Origin of the sequence: Dickeya ananatis, assembly GCF_019464615.1 — a bacterium.
Lineage (GTDB): Bacteria > Pseudomonadota > Gammaproteobacteria > Enterobacterales > Enterobacteriaceae > Dickeya > Dickeya oryzae.
On record NZ_CP040816.1, the window covers coordinates 1,853,064 to 1,872,023 of the forward strand.

Consider the following 18,960-nt stretch of genomic DNA (forward strand, 5'->3'; position numbering starts at 1 on the left):
TCGCTGATGTAGGAGAGCGTGCCGGAAATGCCGGTGCTACCAATTATTAAACATAAAGAATGATAATAACCCTTGGTATCAGATAAAACCTTATGATTGATATGGTTTCATCAGATATTACAGTTAATTTAAATTTATTTTCTTATATATCATTTGTTTGTGTTGTCTATTTTCTGTGACGCATTTGAAACGTATTTGTCATTATTATTATGCATAATGCATTATAAATTCAATTGGCAGCGTTTTCACCTGATTAAACAGGTGCCTGACGAACAACGGGGAACGTGTGAATGAGTAGACTGGAAGTGGAGCGCGCCAGTGTGGCTTACGGTGATACACCTGTACTCAAGGCGGTATCATTCGAGGCTAACGAAGGTGAATTCGTTACTCTGCTGGGGCCGTCTGGATGCGGTAAAACCACGCTCTTACGGGCTATTGCCGGCTTTGTGCCGCTGGATGGTGGGGCCATTCGTATTGGTGGCCGAGAGATGAATGGTCTTGAGCCAGAGAAACGTAACACCGCGATGTGCTTTCAATCTTACGCGTTGTTTCCCCACCTGACCGTATCAGAAAACATTGCCTTTGGATTACAGCAACGCCGGGTGTCGGGAGAGGCGCTAAGCCACCGGGTTGTGGAAACCGCGTTAACGGTAGCGATGGCCGGGCATTTGGATAAGTTGCCTGCTCAGCTCTCCGGAGGGCAGCAACAGCGCGTGGCGCTGGCGCGCTCCATGGCCGTGCGGCCGGATGTGATGCTGTTTGATGAACCCTTGTCCAACCTGGATGCCCGGTTGCGCGAGCAACTGCGGTTGCAGATCCGTGCGTTACAACGCAAACAGGGCTTTACCGCGGTGTATGTCACGCATGATCAGGCTGAAGCGTTAGCCATGTCTGACAAGGTGATGGTGATGCACGGCGGCAATATCATTCAGGCCGGTACTCCACAAGATATTTACCAGCGGCCGGTCAACCGCTTTGTCGCGGATTTTATTGGTACCGCCAATATTATGGTCGGCACGGTAATGACGCGGGATGAACACAGCGGGCATTATCGGGTGGTGACGCCACTGGGCGAGCTGGTGGTCGCCTCTGACGAACCGCCGGTTCGGGATCGACTTTATCTGTGCTGGCGTCCTGAAAACGTTCGCCTGCTGTCACAGTCCGCAACGGGGCAGAATATTTTTTCTCTGCGTGTGAAACGCCATACTTTTCTCGGCAACCTGACCGACATCGAGGGCAGCCCGACGGATTCCGACATGACCTGCTATCGCATTCAACTGTTGGGATACCAGCCGCTACTGGAAGGGGAAACCTATACCTTTTCGCTGCCGCCGGACGCATTACGCTTTTTGCGCGAGGAGGTGACATGAAATCGTCATTCATGGCTTACCTGCTACTGCTGCCTGGCGTGGGGGTTATCGTGCTGGTGATGGGGGCGGTGTTGGGAATGGCGTTCTCCCAGTCGCTCGGTTTTTTCAATTTTGCCGGAGACAGTGCGTTTTCGCTGCGTTTCTGGCAGGTCATGCTGGCGGACGAGCAACTCTGGCGCTCTTTTTTCTATTCAGCCCGTATCGCGTTGTTTAGCGCCGTGTTGTCCGTTGCACTGGCGTACCCATTAGCCATTTGGCTACGTAAACCGTTTCCAGGTGCTGTGACCTTGCGTGCGGTACTCAAAGCGCCGTTGCTGGTCCCGGGGCTGACGGCGGCGTTTCTGTTCGTCAACTTTATTTCCTATCAAGGCTTTCTCAACGTGGCGATGCTGCGGCTGGGGTTAACGGAACGGCCTATCCGTATGCAGAATGACGCCAACGGTATCGGTGTGATCCTGCTTCAAATCTGGAAACAGATGCCGTTTGCGTTGTTGCTGATAAGCGGCTCCGTGCAGGCCATCGGTGAAACGGTGCTGGAGGCCGCCCGTAATCTGGGGGCCGGTGTATGGGTTCGCTTTCGGCGAATTGTGCTGCCGTTAACGTTGCGGGCATTGCAGACGGCCATGATGCTGATCTTCATCGGTGCCGCCGGTGACTTCTCCTTTCAGTCGGTCGCAGGGCCGGTCAACCTGAACTCCATGGCACAACTGATGTTGCGGGTACAACAGTCAGGAACCGATGGCTGGAATCAGGCGGCGGTCGTGGCGGTGATGCTCATGTTGCTATCACTGGTGGGGGCGGGATTGTTGGCGCTGGCGACAGGTGTCGTCGTGCGGGGCATAAGGAGATAACCGATGCAACAAACAGCCGTTAACCGACTCAATCGCCTGCTGGTCATGTTGCTTTTGCTCTTGGGGCTTGTCTGGCTGGTTCTGCCATTTGCCATGGCGATACTGTGGTCCCTGGTCGACCCGGCGCATCCCTGGTCTTACCCGGATGTCTTTCCGCCGGTCTTGTCGTTATTGCGCTGGAGCGAGCTGTGGAATACCACGTCGCTACCTGATGCGCTGTTGCACAGCTACCTGTTGGCACCCTGTGTCACCGTAACATGCCTGCTGCTGGCGATGCCGACGGCTTATGCGTTTGGGCGGTTGTCATTTCCGGCAAAGGGGGTTGCACAGTTAATGACACTGTTGCCGATCGTCTTGCCGGGGTTTGTTATCGCGGTGTTCTTATCCTCGTTATTGATGCGATTGGGGGTTTATTCGCGGTTTATGGGGATTTTTGTCGGGCACACCGTGTTATTTATGCCATACGCCATTCGCATTCTGAGTGTCTCTTTTAGCCAGGTCCGGCAGGACCTGGTGGATGCGGCGCGCAATCTGGGTGCCAGCAGGGGGGAGATCTTCCGGGTTGCCTACTGGCCATCCCTGCAATCTGGGGTGATGGCGGCGATGATTATGGTGTTCATCCTCTCTATCGAAGAGTTTTCCGTTTCCTACATCGTGGGGGCACCGGATTTCATCACCGTACCTACCATTTTGTATTCATACCTTGGTTATAACTTCATCCGGCCTAACGCTGCAGTGGTGTCGCTGATTCTGGTGGTGCCCAACGTGGTGTTGATGCTGCTGATGGAGCGCTGTCTCAAAAATGTGCCGACCTCAGCGTTTGTCAATAAAGGATAGCGATGAGGCGGCCTCACGACTTATCAGGGAAATCATCAGGGGAACCTTGCATGTTTACTCGATTTACGCAGTCGTCCTTACGCAAGCTGGTGGCATTGCCGGTGTTGTTGTTGCCACTGTGTGGGGCTCAGGCTGCAGATTTAAAAACGATGTCCTGGCAGGACGTGGAAGCACAAGCGCGTCAGGAAGGGCAACTCACCTGGTTTAACTGGTATTACCAGGATCGGCTGCGCGATGAAGTGAAAGCGTTTGAGAAACAGTACGGTATTCGGGTCACCATTCCGGATGGCGAGGCGGCGGGCAGTATCAATAAGCTGTTGGCGGAACAGAACCGCGACCAGGGTGATATTGATGTGATATCCGTGGGTGGCAGTCAGTTTGGGTTGTTCAATGGGCCCAAATTGTTCTGGGGGCCGCTGACGTCGCGGTTGCCCGGTGGCGACAAGCTAACCTATCAGATAGAAGGGGTTGATACGAAAGGCTACGCCGTGGCGTTCTGGGGTAATCAGACGGTCATCGCTTACAATTCAGCCCGTATCAAGGAGGCCGACCTGCCGCATTCGTTGCCTCAACTCGAACAGTTTCTGGCGAAAAACCCCGGCGAATTCACTTTTAACGTAGAGAATGGCGGTTCCGGGCCTGCATTTATCGAGTCTGTCACCCGTACGCTGGTACCAGATGTGAACTATCGCGATGGGCGCGTTACACCGGAGATAGTGCAGCAGCTCGCCCCGTCCTGGCGCTGGTTCAACCATTACAAAAGTAGTCTGGTGATCAGTGCTTCCAATGCCGATAGCATCACCCGGCTCAATGCCGGTGAGTTTAAACTTGCCGCCTCCTGGGAAGATTTGGTGCTTTCGCTGCAACATAAAGGGGAACTGTCGCCGGATATCAAATTTTACCTGCCCGATTTTGGTATGCCGGGCGGCGGTAATGTCGTCGGCATTCCCGCTAATGCCCGACACAAAGCGGCGGCATTGTTGTTTATCCACTGGCTGACACTGCCTGACACCCAACGTCGCTTTCATTCTCAGTTTGGTACAGCACCATTAATGCCAGCAGGAACCGACGTACCGGCTGCGGGTTCTCTGGACAGGTCACACAGCTTCGCCTGGGCGGCTAAACCGTTGGGTGATGAAATTAGAAAACAGTTTATCCAAAACGTGATGCTGAAATGAGATGACGATGCCTGGCCGCAATACCGGAACCCGGCTGGTGCTTTCCGGTGTCCGTCTGGGCGTAACGACACGATAAGACGCCTGACGTCATCCAGATATCAACACATTTTTTTACTCAACACCGATGCATTGAAACACCAGGGAAACCATTATGTCTGATGTTGTAACCGAGCACTCACGCCGCCGCCGTGTGGTAGCATCTTCACTCATTGCCCACCGTGGTGCCTCCTCGCTGGCACCGGAAAACACGCTGATTGCAATGCGTAAAGCCGCGCAACAGGGCGCGACCTGGCTGGAGGTGGATGTCAAACTGACCCGGGATGGTCAACCGGTGATCATTCACGATGACCGGGTCGATCGCACCACCAACGGCCGTGGTTTGGTCGCCGGGTTAACACTGGCGGAGATTCGCCAGCTTGACGCACGCGCACACTTTGGCGACGCATTCGCTGGCGTGACAATTCCTACTTTGCAGGAATTGATTGAATGTGTACTGGAATTAGACATGGGGCTGCAACTCGAACTCAAGCCCACCGCCGGTGATGATGTGGAAACGGCGGAGGTCGCCCTGGCGGTGCTGAAGTCCATGTGGCCTGCTAATCGTGATCGCCTGTTTCTGTCGAGTTTTTCTGTTCGCTCAATTCAGGCGGCGGCCCGATTGATGCCGGATGTACCGCGTGCCTTTGCCGTCGTGGTACCGCCTAAAAACCCCGTTGCGCTGTTGCAGGAAACGAACTGCCAGATTTTGCACTGTTTGTCGGAACTGCTGGATGATGAAGCGCTGCATATTCTGGCTGACAGTGGTATTGAATACGCGGTAGCAATTGTCAATGATGCCGCACAAGCCCGGCGATTTCTGGATAAGGGTGCGCAGACCGTACTGTCTGATATTCCCGATTTGCTGGGGTGATATAACCGGAGGACGTCATGTCTGATTTGCAGTTACGCTTTGAGACCGCCAACGCGGTTATGGAAGAGGCCGCGTTACTGGCGAGGCAATTGTTTGCCCGGCGTGACAGCGTGGTAGTGGAACAGAAATCCGCCAACGATTTTGTATCCGATGCAGACCGTCAGGTAGAGCAGTTGATTCGTGATCGCCTGAAAGATGTCTTTCCTGATGACGCCATTTTAGGCGAGGAAATGGGCGGAGAGGTTGGCGATAGTTTCTGGTCTATCGACCCGATTGATGGCACCACCAACTTTTTACGTGGGCTGCCGCTGTGGGGGATTTCCATCGGGTATGTCGAAAACGGATTAGCGGTGGTTGGCACCATTGCGTTACCGATGCTGGGCTTGACGCTGTCAGCCGCAATTGGATGCGGGGTCTGGCGCAATGGCATGCCTTATCGCCGTCAGGTTCCCTTTAGCGAAGTGCGCTTGCTGGCGTTGGGCGAAAGCAATAAATGGGCCGCGGCGGAAGTGGCGATGCTCGACGGCTATCTGCGCGATGAAGGCTGGGCGGTGGCGCGCTATCGTTGTGCAACGGTTGGGCTGAGTTTTGCCGCGCTGGGCTTTACCGACGGCTACGTGGAAAAGAACACCAGCATTTGGGATATCGCCGCCGGGGTGGTCATCGGTTCGGAGGCCGGGTTGGTGGTGAAATATCGGGGAAGCTACGAGGCGGGAGGCATGCATGTGGCAACGGCTATCCCCGAGGTACAACAGATAATCGAACCGTTTTTCATCCTATAACTCAGTCGCTGACGCGATCTGATTTGATATAAATAAAAAAGCACCGCCAATGCGGCGGTGCCCGTTCAAATCAAACCTATTAAATCAAACCCATCAAAAACGGCGTTATTTGTTGATGAACGACCGTGGTTTTGGTGGCGTGGCCGCCAACGCGGCCTGAATTCGCATCGGGTTGAAATAATGACGCATCAACCGAATGCGGTGATCACTGGTAAATTCATACCGGATTGCCCAGTCGTAGCTGTAAGGTACGCGGGTAGATTTGGTGATCCCTTGCTGGCTGCCGTAAGCCATCGCCTGATTGTCGCTAAAGAAGACTTTTTCCACCACCTCACTGCTGAACTCCACTGTCTGGCCCATCAGTGACCAAAAACGGGAGAAGCCTTCATGACCGTAGAAGACGCCGGTATAGGGCACATCTACCGGGCCGGTCATGTCCCACACCAGTTGTTCGCTCAGGCAAGCCAGTGCCATCTGCAAGTCGCCAGCGGCATAAGCCTGAGAGAGTTTTTCCAACGTGGCCTGGTTATTGGCGAAGGTGACCGCCTGACTTTTAGCCTGAAAACGCGGCGGCGGTGGCGGAGTGTATTCGAATGTCGGTGCGGCGTGGTACGCGTTATCTCCGGGGAACGGATGGGCGACAATGGCGCGGAAATCTTCGCGCAACGATCCCATTGCCATGACCGCCGGGGTAAGTTTCAGCGGCCGACCGGACAGTGCCAGTTGCAGGTTTTCCAGTATTTCGCTGTAACGGCGATTGAAACGCACAATGGCTTTACGCAGTTCGCCTTCCGGGTAATCGGTGATTTTGGCGGCACTGTGGGTTTTTACCGCTTTATCCCATTCGATATTCAGTGGATCGCCGGTTGGGCCGCTGGCGATGGTATCGCCGTGCGTATACATGCGCTCACAGTAGATTTCGTTGAAGCGGTAGTAATGCGGCACATTATTTTCGTCACCCTGCCAAATATTGTGTGGTGAACCTTCGCCCTGATCGCAAATTTGACGCAGGGTATAGACCGCGCTATCGAGGTCGACTACGGGCGTGATATTGCCGTATGAGCCGTGGCAGAACTGTTCTGGTTCGATCTGACGGGTTGGGTCGCCGCAGAACACGGCTTTTTCGCCGAAAGACTCTACCGCCGCACGTAAGCGTGATTCGATGTAGATGTAGTACTCACCGATAGACATGTCACTGCAAACATGACTGGCTACCACTTCCGGGCGAACGTACTTGGGGTGTTCGATTTGCATCGCCTGATGAATGGCGTGCTGGGAAAACGGGTGGAGCTGAATTTCCAGATCTTCAATGCCGAACGGTAGTGTAGCCGGATAGTCAGGCATAAAACTGGGGCCGCTAATATCGGGTGTGCCGCCTACCGCGTTGAGTAGGTTGCCGACCATGACGAAGTGCAACATTTCTTCTATTACGACCGAATGGATAACGTCAGTCACCCGTGGGTCGATATCGTCATTCACCGTGTAAAGCATGGTCAGATAGGGGGGGATTACCGCATGTTCCAGCACCATCGCCTTTTGCAGGAGATCGCGGATGTCGTCCAGTTCATGGGCCAAATCTTTATGACTGGTGAGTTTGACGTAGCCCTTTTCCCTGAAAGTCGCATCCAAATCGTGCTGTTGATTTTGTTCGTTTAAGTTCATGGTGTTATTCCGTCTAGTCAGTTGCGGCAGTGACGAAGTGTGTAATTAGTCTTATCTATTTATTCCTAGCATGAAACCTGAATATCATCATCTTTTGTAGCGCTTTTTTCACGTTTAACGTGTGCTGGCACACATTCTGTCCAGTTCGGAAAGAATTGTGTGCGCCGCCCATAACGTCAGTGCTGCCAGTGTCAGAGTCGGTGGTGCCGTTCCCATGCTTACCATGTTTCCGGCTCCTACCAGATAGAGATTCTTATGAGTCCAACTGCGCTGTTGGCGATCCACCACCGAGTGGTGCGGAGAGTTCCCCATGCAGTGGGTCCCTGCGATGTGGCCGGCACCGGTAAACGCCAGCGGTTGGCCCTGACAGGTAAAATAACCGGGTTCATCCGGTGAATAATGGCTGTAGTTATGTACCCCCATCTGCCGGAAAACCTGCCGCATAACCGTGTTGGCGCGTGCAACACCCGCGCGGGTATACAGCGACAGATCGTAATGAATCACCGGGCGGTAATTACCCAACGCATCGCGGTAATCCGGATGGATCGTCACCCGGTTATTGTACTCTGGCAACTGCTCCACCATACAACGCGCGCTGCATTGCCGGGACAGCCGCTCACGAATCTGACTGCGTAAGCGAGGGCCACACAGGGGATCTTTCAGTAACGCTTCGACATCGTCATACAGTTTGTTCACAGGCCAACGCCAGCCGTCATTGCTTAGCTCGATACGGAACGCCGCCCGGTGTACACGGGCGCTGCCGCCTCGCATCGCTTCAATGCCTGAGGTGGTCAGCGGGCCACGCATCGGCCATTGCGGTGCATCTGCCCGACCCCAAACCGGTAATACCGGATGATCCATCAGATGGCGGCCTACCAGATCATTGCCTTTGCAGGCACCGGACGCCAGTAGCAGAACCGCGTTAGCAATCGCGTTGCCAGCCAGTACATAGCGTCGGGCGCTGACGGTATGCAAGTGATGTAATGCCGTTTCATGATGGACATAGTGACGAAACTGGATACCGGTGATGGCGTCGGTGGCGGGGTCTATCAATAACTTATGTACCACACTGCAGGTGAGCACATCCAGCCGTGTAGCATCGGCGTCTTCCAGTGTTTTCAGTGCATTATACCGCGCCTGTGTCGGGCAAAGCGGCGTGCAATAACTATTACCGGTGCAAAACAGACCAAGGTGCGGGTTACCGGCGGCCCCACGCGGGTGATAGCCGCGCCCATGGTCATAAGCGGGATGCGGTACACCGTTACGGGCCGATGGGGTACCACGCAGCGACAAAGGGATAGACTGCCCGTCCTCCATGATACTCATACCGGTCAGACGCCGGGCCAGTTGCCGATCACCCCAGGCGGTAGGTATCCCGTGCATGGGATAAACATAGTCCGCTGGAAAATGAATACCAGCATACGCTTGTTCTTCGACATTGGCCGATACCCCCAGCTCATACTCGGCAGCCCGATACCAGGGTTCCAGGTCGTTATAACGCAGCGGCCAATCCAACCCGACGCCGTAACGGCTTTGCAACTCGAAGTCTTCTGGTAGCATGCGCATAGCAGTGCCAAGCCAGTGTAGCGAGGTGCCACCGAGCTGGCGGCAATAGGTGGAACTGAACGGCAGCGGGCCGCGTTGCACCAGATAACCACGGTCGTCGTACCCACCTGGTAGCAGCGAGTGCAATGCCGTATCGTGCGGTACGGGTGCATTGATATTATGTACACCCGATACCTGATGGCTTTTATCCGGCCGTTGGCGATAGTGCGTCAGCGTTCCCCGGTAGCCGGTGTAATGCAGGTTATCTCCAGAGCCAGCTTCCAGTATCAGACAACGCTTGCCTGCGCGAGTCAGTGTTTTGGCCATCAGCGCCCCGGCAATGCCGCCGCCGACAATCACCACATCGTAATCGGTCTGTTCTGCCTGATGGGGCGTGACAAGATTCATCCACGTGTTCTCCATTCGGCTATCGGTGGCTCGGCCCAGGCACCGAACTCTTGTTGACGGATTGACTGTGGATGGGCATGGATAGCCTGCCAGATCAAGGCTTCGCGCCAGGCCGACTCGCTGAGAAACTGGGCATCCGCATGGGGTGTCGGGCTGACGGGGATCCACTGCCCGGTATACCACAGCCGTAGCAGGCTGCGTGCGACTGGCCCGAGTGATGACGATGTCAGCACGGTGTTTTGCAGCCAGGTGAGCCTTATGGTGTCATCGTCGGGTTGTGCTGAAAAATCGCGCTGCAATTGTTTGAAGGGTAAAGGGGCTGCCTGTTGCAGCCAGGCGAAATAGTCATGGGCCAGCCCGGTACCGGTCAGTTCAAATCGACTGAACCCGGTAAGCAGGGCGGAAAGGGTCAGAAAATCATCAAATGCGGTATCGGATTCGCTACTGTTACTCATGATGCGTTACCTGTGCCATGTCGTGAACAGCTAAGAGAAACCCGCGCGTCTGATCCGGGTGTCAGGCGTCGTGGAATAGGCGATGCTCTCTTTATCTTAGTTAATCGTTTTAGGGTGATAGGTCGAAAAACGGCATCAGCAACCGGATATGTGAACTCGGATGGTCAGTACGACTGGCGCATACCCAATCGATAGCGGCAACTGATATCCCTGGAAGTGGTGCTTTTCTGTTCTCATGTTCTCACGAGATAGCAGAAGAAACAGAACAGCATCAAGATGGCGGAATAAAGAACGGGGTGGTCTGTGTTCCTTTTTTTAAATCAACAGCGTGTTTTAAACCGGGCGAATTAACGAAAAAGCATGACAATAGCAGACATTCGGTACAACAGTACGCACCCCGCATGAAACTATGACGTGAGCGCTGCGTTTTTGCAAGACCAGCCTGATTTATAACGTGATTTTGTCGAAAGAAGAGGTGTGAAAAGCGACACAATTATTTGATTATGTAAACTTTTGTACAGAAAAGGGAGGGAGGCGGAGCCTGCTGCTCCGCCTGAGCCGTTAACCTTCCGTGGGTTTGATCTGACTGAGGATCGTTCCCAGACGTTCACGTTGTTTTGGCTTGATATCACGACCAGCCGCGTAACCCGCGTTCTGGATAATCATCTCATTGAGACCAATCAGCCAGTCATAGATGTAATACGCGGTGTTGTTGACCGGAGTGACTGATAGCTTCGTCAGTCGACGCGAGGTACCAAAGTTGGCGACCTGCTTTTCCGGTTTAGCGAAGATCTTGTTGCCTTTGTTGACTCGGCTGTCCGGGCGCAGGGATTCCGATATTTGCTGGAAGCCCAGCCAGGCGACGAAATCACCGAGCACATTAAGTGCGCGGGATACCTGACGGTCTGCTTTGCTTTCCCGGTTAATCCCTAGCTGACCGGAATCCACCAGCATGATTTGTAATTCGTCTTCGAGTTTCAGACGAATACTGGCGGTAATCAGCTCTTCCACCAGCATTTCGATTGTGGGGCGGTTAATCCCCAACAACTCAATGATGGCGACATTTTCCGGTAAATTGCGCAGGTGATTGATCCAGTAACGATACAGGTTGCGGGCGAACTCTGCCTCATAGCTGTGATTCTCGGCCTGGTCCTCTTCTGTTTGCACGGGTACGACGGGCGCTGCTTTTTCTTCGCTTTCAGCCGGTTCGCTATCATCGCTGAAGAGGTCGATATCCAGCCCGACGCCAAAAGGCTCGTAACTGGCCATCGGCACAGCGGTATCCTGTGTTTCCTGATAGGCGGCAAAATTACGCGATTGCTGCTCTTGTTGCTGCAGATAAAGGTGACGCAGTTCATCGCGAGAAGGGAGCAAGCGCTCCAGCAACTCGCCGTGTACGCCGGTTCGTGTCTGCAGCGCCTTGAGCATTGATTCGGCGATGTGTTGCTTGCGCGCCGGGTCATCAGCACCGGCCGGTTGGTACCAACTGCCAAGCAGGTTATCAGACAACTCGCGCTGTAATTCGCTCAACTGTTCGTTAATACGCCCCAGTTTGACCTCGCGGCGAACTTCGGTATCCAGCCAGGCAGCCATGCGGTTGATACCGCGCTTGTCCATCGCCAGCATGGTGCCCCAGGCATCGCCGGGGTTACCCACATAGCGCTGTACCGCTTCATCGTTGTTATGGCCATGGGTGAAACGCCTGTCATGACGGGTGACCGCCCAAATCAGGCCAGGTTTACGGCGGCTGCGGATTTGCGGGTTTTCCCCCTGAGTATGGCGAACCCAAAAATCCAGCGCCCGGCCGACGTGGCGCACATCTGCTTTACAGGCTGCGGCGGTACACACCATCAGCAGATTCATTTCCTGATCGTCAGTATAGCGCTCCAGCAAATAAGCACGCTTGGCGCGCAGCAACGCCCGGGATAACGGATGCGGTTTGAGCCGCAACAGGCGGTCCGGGTTATCGTCATCCGACTCCGCTTCGGGTTCATCCTGCAGGCTAAAGCCTGGGAAATCGAGTAGATCGACCTGACCGAACAGGGTTTCTTTCGGCGGTGACAGCAGTGGAATCAGCACTTCGGCTGTCAGCATAATCAGTTCTGCCAGTGACAGTTCCACGCCGCGGGCAGCACGACCATTCACGATAGGGCGTACCTGTACGCTCAGGTCGGAAGGGCTATTAAGCCGGTCGAACTGACTGGCATTAAAAATGCCGCTGTCCGGTTGCAACGCTTCATCCACCAGCAGGCTAATCGGTGCCAGTACTTTTCGGGCACCGGAGAGCTGCTCCAGCGTGTGAGCAAAATGACGATAGAGCGAGGTATAGTCTGCGCGTTCGCCCCACAGCACCGAGAACAGGCTGGCGCGATCGTCGATACTGAGATGTGGAGCCAGTTCGACCGCCAGTGGCCAGAACTTGCGCTCCAGCGGTTTTTGCCGCCGGGCGTCATGACGTGTCAGGTAATCCCACAACGCCACCACATCATCGCTGCCAAGCCCGGCCACGGGCTCCTGTTGGCGGTGCAGCGACAGGGTTTTCAGGTGCTCGGCAATATGCTGCTCATCCAGTTCCGCTGTGTTGTTCTGAGCGTCTTCCAGAATGAAGGAATAAGCCATAATACGGGCGATATCGGCTTCGTTAAGCAACTGGAGTTGCACCGGGTTCGGCGTATTTTTGCCTTCAACCTGCCGGGTAAAACGGGTGACAAACGCCGGTTGCTGGTTGTCCGGGTTGATATTTTTCTGGTAATCCAGTGTGACGCCACCGACGGACGTTTCGATTCGACCGTTTTCTCCGCCAGCCAGAGATGTCAGCAGGTAGGTTTTCCCCCCCTGAGCCAAACCGAACATCCCCATGGCGATCTCTTTGAGCGATGACTCGGACAGCCCACGGGCTTTGTTGCGACAACGACGCAATTTAATGATCAGCCGATCGGCTTCCATATCCAGACGCGGAACGTTGCGTCGGGTCTCTTCTACCCAGGCGATCGCCTGATCCACGCCTTGTGAAACGGATTGTAACTGACGGCTGAGTCGGCTCGACAACTGTTTGGGCGTTAATGGTTTCATTTCTTGAAGACGCTCCCGCTGTCGATCCAGTAATGTGCCATGCCGGAAACTGTGCTGGATAAGGTATTCAGTTTTAACCTCAATTGATGCGGTGAAATAGTATGTCCTGACCCTAACACCGCACTGGCTATTTCAACGCGTTCTGGCGTGGGGTTATCGTCACCCGGTACGACTTTCAGGCGCACATGCAGGACGCTGTCACCCGCGACTTTACGCGCCAACTCCGGGTCGACTATCGACAGCGAATAGAGTGGCGAAGCGGGCCAACGCTCGTTATCTAACTGGCGGAAGCCGAGGCACAGCGAACCGCGCACTTCAAAACCGGGTTGGTCATCCAGCGTGAAATCCGCATCATCCAGATCAATATCGTTATAGTAGACGTTATCGGTGGTGAGCGTATTGGTGTTGTCGAGCATGCCAAGGTAACGCACGGTGGAATAGGGCTCGAAATCCCCGGCTTTGAAGTAGAAGCCAGGCAGGCGCAGATCCAGCGCCAACAGGCATAACATGGCCCCCACCGCCGCAGTGGATTTCGGGTTTTCAATGCGACCGCGCTTGTTAAACGGGTACCAGTCGCTGGTGTGATAGCCATCGAGCGACATCATACGGTTAATCGGCAACGGTTGCAGATGGCGGAACAACGCCTGAATACCTGGGAAACGGGACGGCCGACCGGTCAGCAGCAGCACATCGCAGGCGTACAGCGATACCACTTCCGACATCAAGCGTAAATGTTGGGTGATACTCATGCGGTTAGCCAGAAACTCGCTGTGTAGCTTGCTAAGACGCAGAATCAGCGGCACCTGCAGAATGTCAAACGGGGTCTCTTCATCCGGTAATTCGCGTTGGATCTCGGTGTTGACGTAATCCAGCACCTTACGTGTCGGTGTTTGCGACAACATTTCACCGAACGTGGTGTCGATTTCCGCATTCAGATCGAGCGGGTCGAATCGTTCATAGGCTTCCAGAATCGCCTGCCCGATAGGAATGAACATTTGCAGCGTCACCTGCTGACGCAGTGTCAACTGACCATCCATGCGGCCTTCACTGCCAAACAGGCGGGTCATCAGGCTATCCGGGCTGGTGACACCGGCTTTTTTCAACGCCGCCTGCAGGGCTGGCAGGACATACAACTGGATCACGTCCAGCAAAATGTCATCACCAGCGACTTTGAACCCCTCACGGAACAGCAGACGAGGAATGATTTTGACGTTGCTGCCGACACCGTCATCCAGCCAGTACTGGGTAATCGCCAGATCGGTGGTACCACCGCCGATATCGATAGACGCGATGCGCAAGGTTTTCCCCAGCTGCTCGTCATCTGCCAGCTCTTTATCCGGCCGCGCCATGCTGGCGAAAAAGGCTTCTGCCCGGCCACCGAAATTCACTTGTGCTTCGTTATAGAGGTACACCATCTGCCCGCAGGTGGCTTCATCCCACTCCATTTGCACGTCAGGTACGGGGACGGTGCTGCGGCGTTTATCGTCCGCCGTTATGAACTCATCATCGGACGGGTGCCAGCCCATCGCTTTCCACACCAGCCCGATCGCTTCGATCATACGGCGGCGGAAAATCTCACGCTCTGGTTTGGGCATGGCTGACGGTAGGGTCAGAATAATATTGCGCAACTGACGCGGCGCATTGGCATGAATCATCTTCAGACGCTGGGCCGCGCTGTTCATTTGCATCAGCGCCTGTGCCAGCAACTCGGAGAGCATAAATGTCATGACCGAACTGCGGCTGTAGTGTGGGTCGAACACCGGCAGGCGTTCATCCAGCGGCAGGCTGAACAGGGGCTGGCCTTCATCGTTGACCAGCATGGTCAGCGGCATGGCGGTCGCCAGCGGCTCCTGCTGGCGCGGGCTGGTTGTCTGGCTAAAACGCCAGCCTGGCACGTACGGTTCTTCATCCCACAGATAGCGACGAGGGCTGGAAATACCACTGGAACCTTCGGTTCCCTGACGCTGTAGCGCCAGACGGCTGGCTTCTCTGCCAACGCGGGTAATCGATGGCCAGACAAACGCGTCGTCGCGCCCGCTTTCAAAGGAGAAGTTTTGCTTACCGAAGCGTGCCTGGGCGAATTCCACCCGGCTGTCGAACAACTCATTGTACAAATAATGAGGCTGGCTCAAATCGCGAATCTGCAATTCGTAGGTCTGCCGCAAGCCGTTGCTCTCGTCGGCATGATCTTCCACCAGGATTCCGGCGGTATGAGAGTTGCCGACATCAAGGATCAGGTCCACGTTAATGGCGGGTTCTTTTAAGGTACCGCTGGTGATCCGGATTTCCGGTACATCCAGCAGCGTCGCCATAATATCCAGCAGATTCAGGTAATGCGCCTGATATTCGAATTCACGCAGGTTCTGGCGAATGTCGCGAGGCTTGCGGTTTTCCACCGTAAGCGCTTGCTGCGAAAAGGTTTCGCGCAACCAACCGTCCACCCAGGTCTGGTCGAGAAAATCATCCAGTTCTTCACTGTGGTAAGCCAGTGTAAACAGTCGCCCGGCGTTGATATCGTTCTCGCTAGGGGCCAGTGCTTCCAGGTCATGACTTTCCGGGTAAACACGGGTATCGAACGCCAGACAGATTCGGTGGGTGTTGCCGTCATCGTCTGGCTCGTCGAGTTCCAGTACCTGTACCCGCGCCCAGTTATTCGGGCCGCCCATAAACGTACGTGGTGGGTTAAAGCGGAAGAACGGTAGCGGTAACCACGCATTGCTCAGTAAATGGAGAGACTGCTCCAGTGTATAACTGGATTCCGGGTTGACCGCTTCCGGCAGCACCTGCATCGCACTTGGCAGGGTGTATTTCCCGCTGTGTTCGTTATAGGTCAGTCGCAGCAACGGCCCGTTGGCGCTTTTACGCACGAAACGATTGGCGAATCCTGCGCGGGCTGGCGTGAGCTTCAACGCAAAATCAAGAAACTGAATACCGCTATTTTGAATCAGCGTAATGTGTTGTTTGTAATCTGTCAGGGTTGCCAGCATGGTTATTTACTCTCACGCTTAATCGTCATCGGTAGCACAGTGTCGGCATCATAGCGGCCTTTACATTCAGCAGCCTCGCTCGACTCCTGTCGGGTACAGACGATTTCCGGCATCGGATAGCGGGAACCATCGCTGCAGCGCGCACGGTAGCGGCTGTTGATCACCAGATTACCGGATTGATGCAACCCAGCCTCCACCTCGGCCTGACAGGTGATGTTGTCGCCATAGGTAAAGTGCACCCGGCCTTTGCCGTTTTTGAGTTGATAGCGCAGTACTGGCGGCTTACCGGTCAGTGGGTTTTTCACCGACAGTGTGGCTTGCCAGTTGCCATCCAGGAAGCGGATGGAGCCGATTTTCACCGCGTCGGCTGGCATCACCAGCGCGCCTTTCGGTGCTGCGGCCATCTCTACTGCAGCTGGTGCTGGCGGTGCTTTCTCTTCCGATTTTTTCTGTGGTTCTGCTGCGACGGGTGGTGGCAGCAGTGTGGCCACATTTAATGGCAGATTGGGTTGTGGGAGTGTTTCTGGCGGCGTTGCACCCAGTGCGCGTTTTTCCGGTTTGATGGCGGTCACGGCGGAGGGCGCGCTAGTTTCGGGGTGGGAAACGCAGCCGCGGATCTGAAACGCCAGTGTCGCCAGCAGTGCGACACCCGGACCCAGTACCCAAGGGCTGGTCCAGACACGGCGCGCCGACAGCGGAGCGGGCTGCGCTGCGACCGGTTCGGCAATCACGACGGGTTCCGGCTCGACGACGGGCGGCGGCGGTAACTCCGGTTCGGGCTCGGCAATGTGCACCGTGACTTCCGGCAACGGTTCTGGCTCCGGCTCCGGGAGTTCAACCGGGCGCAAGCACTCCAGCACATCCTGGCGAGATTTTTTGCCCAGGCTGACGAATCCCCAGAAGGTAATAACCGGTTTATCGTCCACCAGATACACATGATTGGAACCCGGAAACTGAAAGGCCTTCGACAACAATACGCCGAAAAGTTTTTGTGCCGGTTTGTCGGACTGACGCGCTCGTTCGCTGATCGCGTCAACCGTGTTGAGATAGTGCTCCAGCAGCGTCAACGCTTGCTCGCGTTGTTCGTCGCTGGCTGCCATCCAGGAAGTAATTTTACCGGAGAAGGGGGAATACCAGTCGATGCGATCGCCATCCTCATTAGGCTGAGGAATAGCCAGACAATCAGCGATAGGCTGTTGTTTGCGAAGACGCAGTGTTTCCCGTAGTTGTAGCGCCGAAGCATAAACGGGCTGGCCGTTCTCTCCCAACGCAAGAAAATCGTCTAAATTTCCACTGCGTAAAAATAATTTTGCCACGCCAAAGAGACCCTTTGTGATAAACCGTCAAGGCAGAAAATCGTGTCCACTGTCTGCGATTATAATTCTGATGGGCACGAATCAAATAAGTAAAGAAGTGACAAATATGACAAATATTTGCGTCATCAGCTCTCTGAGAAAGCAATATCGCATAAGTGCGATATGACTGAAACTAAAAAACCGGCCGTAGCCATTTTACAGATTACCCGGTAACGCGTCAGCAGGAAGCCAGTGGCCGGGATGTTGTGATGATGCTCGCATTGTTATTTCACACTAACATTTTTGTTAGTACTTACTAAAAGTGAGTTAAGGCCATATGCTGCAGGTATGAGTTTCAACCGGATACCGATGTTTAGGATATACGGGCTGAAGCGTGCAGCGGTATTTCCCCATAAACAGGAGTACACGATGTTTGCGATTACAGGAGCAACCGGTCAGTTAGGCCGTTTAGTGATTGATACTCTGGCGAAATCAGTACCGACAGCGCACATCATTGCTGTGGTTCGCGATCCAGCGAAAGCCAGTGGACTGGCGTCAAAAGGGATCCATGTGCGTTATGGCGATTACGATCGACCGCAAACACTGGTCAAGGCACTGAGCGGGGTCGAAAAGCTGTTGTTGATTTCATCCAGTGAGGTTGGCAAGCGCGAAACGCAACATAAAGCCGTTATCGACGCGGCTAAAGCGGCAGGCGTCGGTCTTATCGTCTACACCAGTTTGCTGCATGCTGATGCGTCGCCATTAGGATTGGCGACAGAGCATTTGGCGACGGAAGCGGCGTTAAAGGCTTCCGGCATTCCTCATGTGATTTTGCGTAACGGCTGGTATACCGAAAACTATGCCGCCAGTATTGCCCCGGCGTTGGCGCATGGTGCATTCGTCGGCGCGGCCGGTGAAGGGCGTATCGCGTCAGCGGCGCGGAGTGATTATGCACAGGCGGCGGCTCTCGTGCTGCAATTGGGCGGTCAGGCAGGAAAAGTTTATGAACTGGCCGGGGACAATAGCTATACGCTGGCGGAGTTTACTGCTGAAGTTGCCCGGCAGAGCGGCAAGCCATTGCAGTATGTCAACCTGTCGCAAGCCGAGTTCGCCAACGCGTTAAAAGGCGCAGGCTTGCCAGGTGGCCTTGCCGATATGCTGGCTGATTCGGATGCAGGGGCGGAAAAAGGTGGGTTGTTTGATGATAAGAACGCGCTGTCAGCGCTGCTAGGTCGTCCGACGACGCCGTATGCTGATGTCATCCGCAGTACGCTGGCGTCGTTGTAGTGCCGTTGTTATTCCGTCATTGATGACTGAGTGATGCTCTGAAGTGGTGCGTTTGGCTACTTACGCACCATTTTTTATTCTGCTAATTTTTCCTTCCACACGCTTCTGTCTGGTTTTTTTTTGGCAGCCTGAATTGTCTGTAACAAAACATCGATTTTCTTGATGAAATCTTGTCATTTTATTTCTGTTTTACTAACCTGTCTGTGTTGTCAGGCTATGCTGCCTGAATAGTTGATTTATGCCTAACAGGGAACATTCGCTTTTAACAGAACAGAAAAGAAAAAGTGAATGGTGGGTGTTCAGCGAGAGTTTTATGAATTA

13 protein-coding genes are annotated in these 18,960 nt (G+C 54.4%); 7 read left to right on the forward strand and 6 right to left on the reverse strand.

Annotated features, from left to right (window positions below):
- The first annotated feature begins 290 nt into the window (after positions 1–290).
- From FGI04_RS08080 to FGI04_RS08105, 6 genes are all read left to right on the forward strand, one after another.
- Positions 291–1,370: an ABC transporter ATP-binding protein gene (locus FGI04_RS08080; protein WP_407336558.1), complete on the forward strand. Its 1,080-nt coding sequence runs from the start codon at positions 291–293 to the stop codon at positions 1,368–1,370.
- Positions 1,367–2,221: an ABC transporter permease gene (locus FGI04_RS08085; RefSeq protein ID WP_016941386.1), complete on the forward strand. Its 855-nt coding sequence runs from the start codon at positions 1,367–1,369 to the stop codon at positions 2,219–2,221. The genes FGI04_RS08080 and FGI04_RS08085 overlap by 4 nt, the downstream gene beginning before the upstream one ends.
- A 3-nt stretch (positions 2,222–2,224) precedes the next feature.
- Positions 2,225–3,058 (forward strand): ABC transporter permease, encoded by an 834-nt coding sequence (locus FGI04_RS08090; RefSeq protein ID WP_016941385.1) that lies wholly within the window; start codon positions 2,225–2,227, stop codon positions 3,056–3,058.
- 50 nt (positions 3,059–3,108) lie between these two features.
- Positions 3,109–4,236 (forward strand): extracellular solute-binding protein, encoded by a 1,128-nt coding sequence (locus FGI04_RS08095; RefSeq protein ID WP_407336560.1) that lies wholly within the window; start codon positions 3,109–3,111, stop codon positions 4,234–4,236.
- A 151-nt stretch (positions 4,237–4,387) separates the two neighbouring features.
- Entirely contained in the window at positions 4,388–5,146 is a 759-nt protein-coding gene (locus FGI04_RS08100) for a glycerophosphodiester phosphodiesterase family protein (protein ID WP_248587576.1), read from the forward strand.
- Positions 5,147–5,163: 17 nt separating this feature from the next.
- The gene (locus FGI04_RS08105) at positions 5,164–5,928 is read left to right on the forward strand and encodes an inositol monophosphatase family protein (protein WP_019846349.1); all 765 of its coding nucleotides are present in this window, start codon (positions 5,164–5,166) and stop codon (positions 5,926–5,928) included.
- A 105-nt stretch (positions 5,929–6,033) separates the two neighbouring features.
- Here the strand turns inward: FGI04_RS08105 and FGI04_RS08110 are convergent, their stop codons facing one another.
- The 6 genes from FGI04_RS08110 to FGI04_RS08135 all read right to left on the reverse strand — a co-directional run bounded on the left by FGI04_RS08110 (position 6,034) and on the right by FGI04_RS08135 (position 17,373).
- Positions 6,034–7,590 (reverse strand): ferritin-like domain-containing protein, encoded by a 1,557-nt coding sequence (locus FGI04_RS08110; protein WP_342700842.1) that lies wholly within the window; start codon positions 7,588–7,590, stop codon positions 6,034–6,036.
- A 114-nt stretch (positions 7,591–7,704) separates the two neighbouring features.
- Positions 7,705–9,543: a GMC family oxidoreductase gene (locus FGI04_RS08115; RefSeq protein ID WP_342700841.1), complete on the reverse strand. Its 1,839-nt coding sequence runs from the start codon at positions 9,541–9,543 to the stop codon at positions 7,705–7,707.
- Complete coding sequence (locus tag FGI04_RS08120) at positions 9,540–9,998, reverse strand: hypothetical protein (protein ID WP_342700840.1); 459 nt, start codon at positions 9,996–9,998, stop codon at positions 9,540–9,542. The genes FGI04_RS08115 and FGI04_RS08120 overlap by 4 nt, the downstream gene beginning before the upstream one ends.
- Before the next feature lie 561 nt (positions 9,999–10,559).
- Positions 10,560–13,070, reverse strand: a complete 2,511-nt coding sequence (locus tag FGI04_RS08125) for a putative virulence factor (RefSeq protein WP_407336561.1) — start codon at positions 13,068–13,070, stop codon at positions 10,560–10,562.
- Complete coding sequence (locus FGI04_RS08130) at positions 13,067–16,057, reverse strand: virulence factor SrfB (protein ID WP_342700838.1); 2,991 nt, start codon at positions 16,055–16,057, stop codon at positions 13,067–13,069. The genes FGI04_RS08125 and FGI04_RS08130 overlap by 4 nt, the downstream gene beginning before the upstream one ends.
- 2 nt (positions 16,058–16,059) lie before the next feature.
- Positions 16,060–17,373 (reverse strand): SrfA family protein, encoded by a 1,314-nt coding sequence (locus FGI04_RS08135; protein ID WP_342700837.1) that lies wholly within the window; start codon positions 17,371–17,373, stop codon positions 16,060–16,062.
- 408 nt (positions 17,374–17,781) lie between these two features.
- Here FGI04_RS08135 and FGI04_RS08140 point away from each other — a divergent pair, with 408 nt between their 5' ends.
- Positions 17,782–18,639 (forward strand): SDR family oxidoreductase, encoded by an 858-nt coding sequence (locus FGI04_RS08140; RefSeq protein ID WP_342700836.1) that lies wholly within the window; start codon positions 17,782–17,784, stop codon positions 18,637–18,639.
- Positions 18,640–18,960 lie beyond the last annotated feature (321 nt).

Coding starts and splice junctions, on each gene's coding strand:
- FGI04_RS08080 (WP_407336558.1), top strand. CDS start 291: ATGAGTAGACTGGAAGTGGAGCGCGCCAGTGTGGCTTACGGTGATACA.
- FGI04_RS08085 (WP_016941386.1), top strand. CDS start 1,367: ATGAAATCGTCATTCATGGCTTACCTGCTACTGCTGCCTGGCGTGGGG.
- FGI04_RS08090 (WP_016941385.1), top strand. CDS start 2,225: ATGCAACAAACAGCCGTTAACCGACTCAATCGCCTGCTGGTCATGTTG.
- FGI04_RS08095 (WP_407336560.1), top strand. CDS start 3,109: ATGTTTACTCGATTTACGCAGTCGTCCTTACGCAAGCTGGTGGCATTG.
- FGI04_RS08100 (WP_248587576.1), top strand. CDS start 4,388: ATGTCTGATGTTGTAACCGAGCACTCACGCCGCCGCCGTGTGGTAGCA.
- FGI04_RS08105 (WP_019846349.1), top strand. CDS start 5,164: ATGTCTGATTTGCAGTTACGCTTTGAGACCGCCAACGCGGTTATGGAA.
- FGI04_RS08110 (WP_342700842.1), bottom strand. CDS start 7,590: ATGAACTTAAACGAACAAAATCAACAGCACGATTTGGATGCGACTTTC.
- FGI04_RS08115 (WP_342700841.1), bottom strand. CDS start 9,543: ATGAATCTTGTCACGCCCCATCAGGCAGAACAGACCGATTACGATGTG.
- FGI04_RS08120 (WP_342700840.1), bottom strand. CDS start 9,998: ATGAGTAACAGTAGCGAATCCGATACCGCATTTGATGATTTTCTGACC.
- FGI04_RS08125 (WP_407336561.1), bottom strand. CDS start 13,070: ATGAAACCATTAACGCCCAAACAGTTGTCGAGCCGACTCAGCCGTCAG.
- FGI04_RS08130 (WP_342700838.1), bottom strand. CDS start 16,057: ATGCTGGCAACCCTGACAGATTACAAACAACACATTACGCTGATTCAA.
- FGI04_RS08140 (WP_342700836.1), top strand. CDS start 17,782: ATGTTTGCGATTACAGGAGCAACCGGTCAGTTAGGCCGTTTAGTGATT.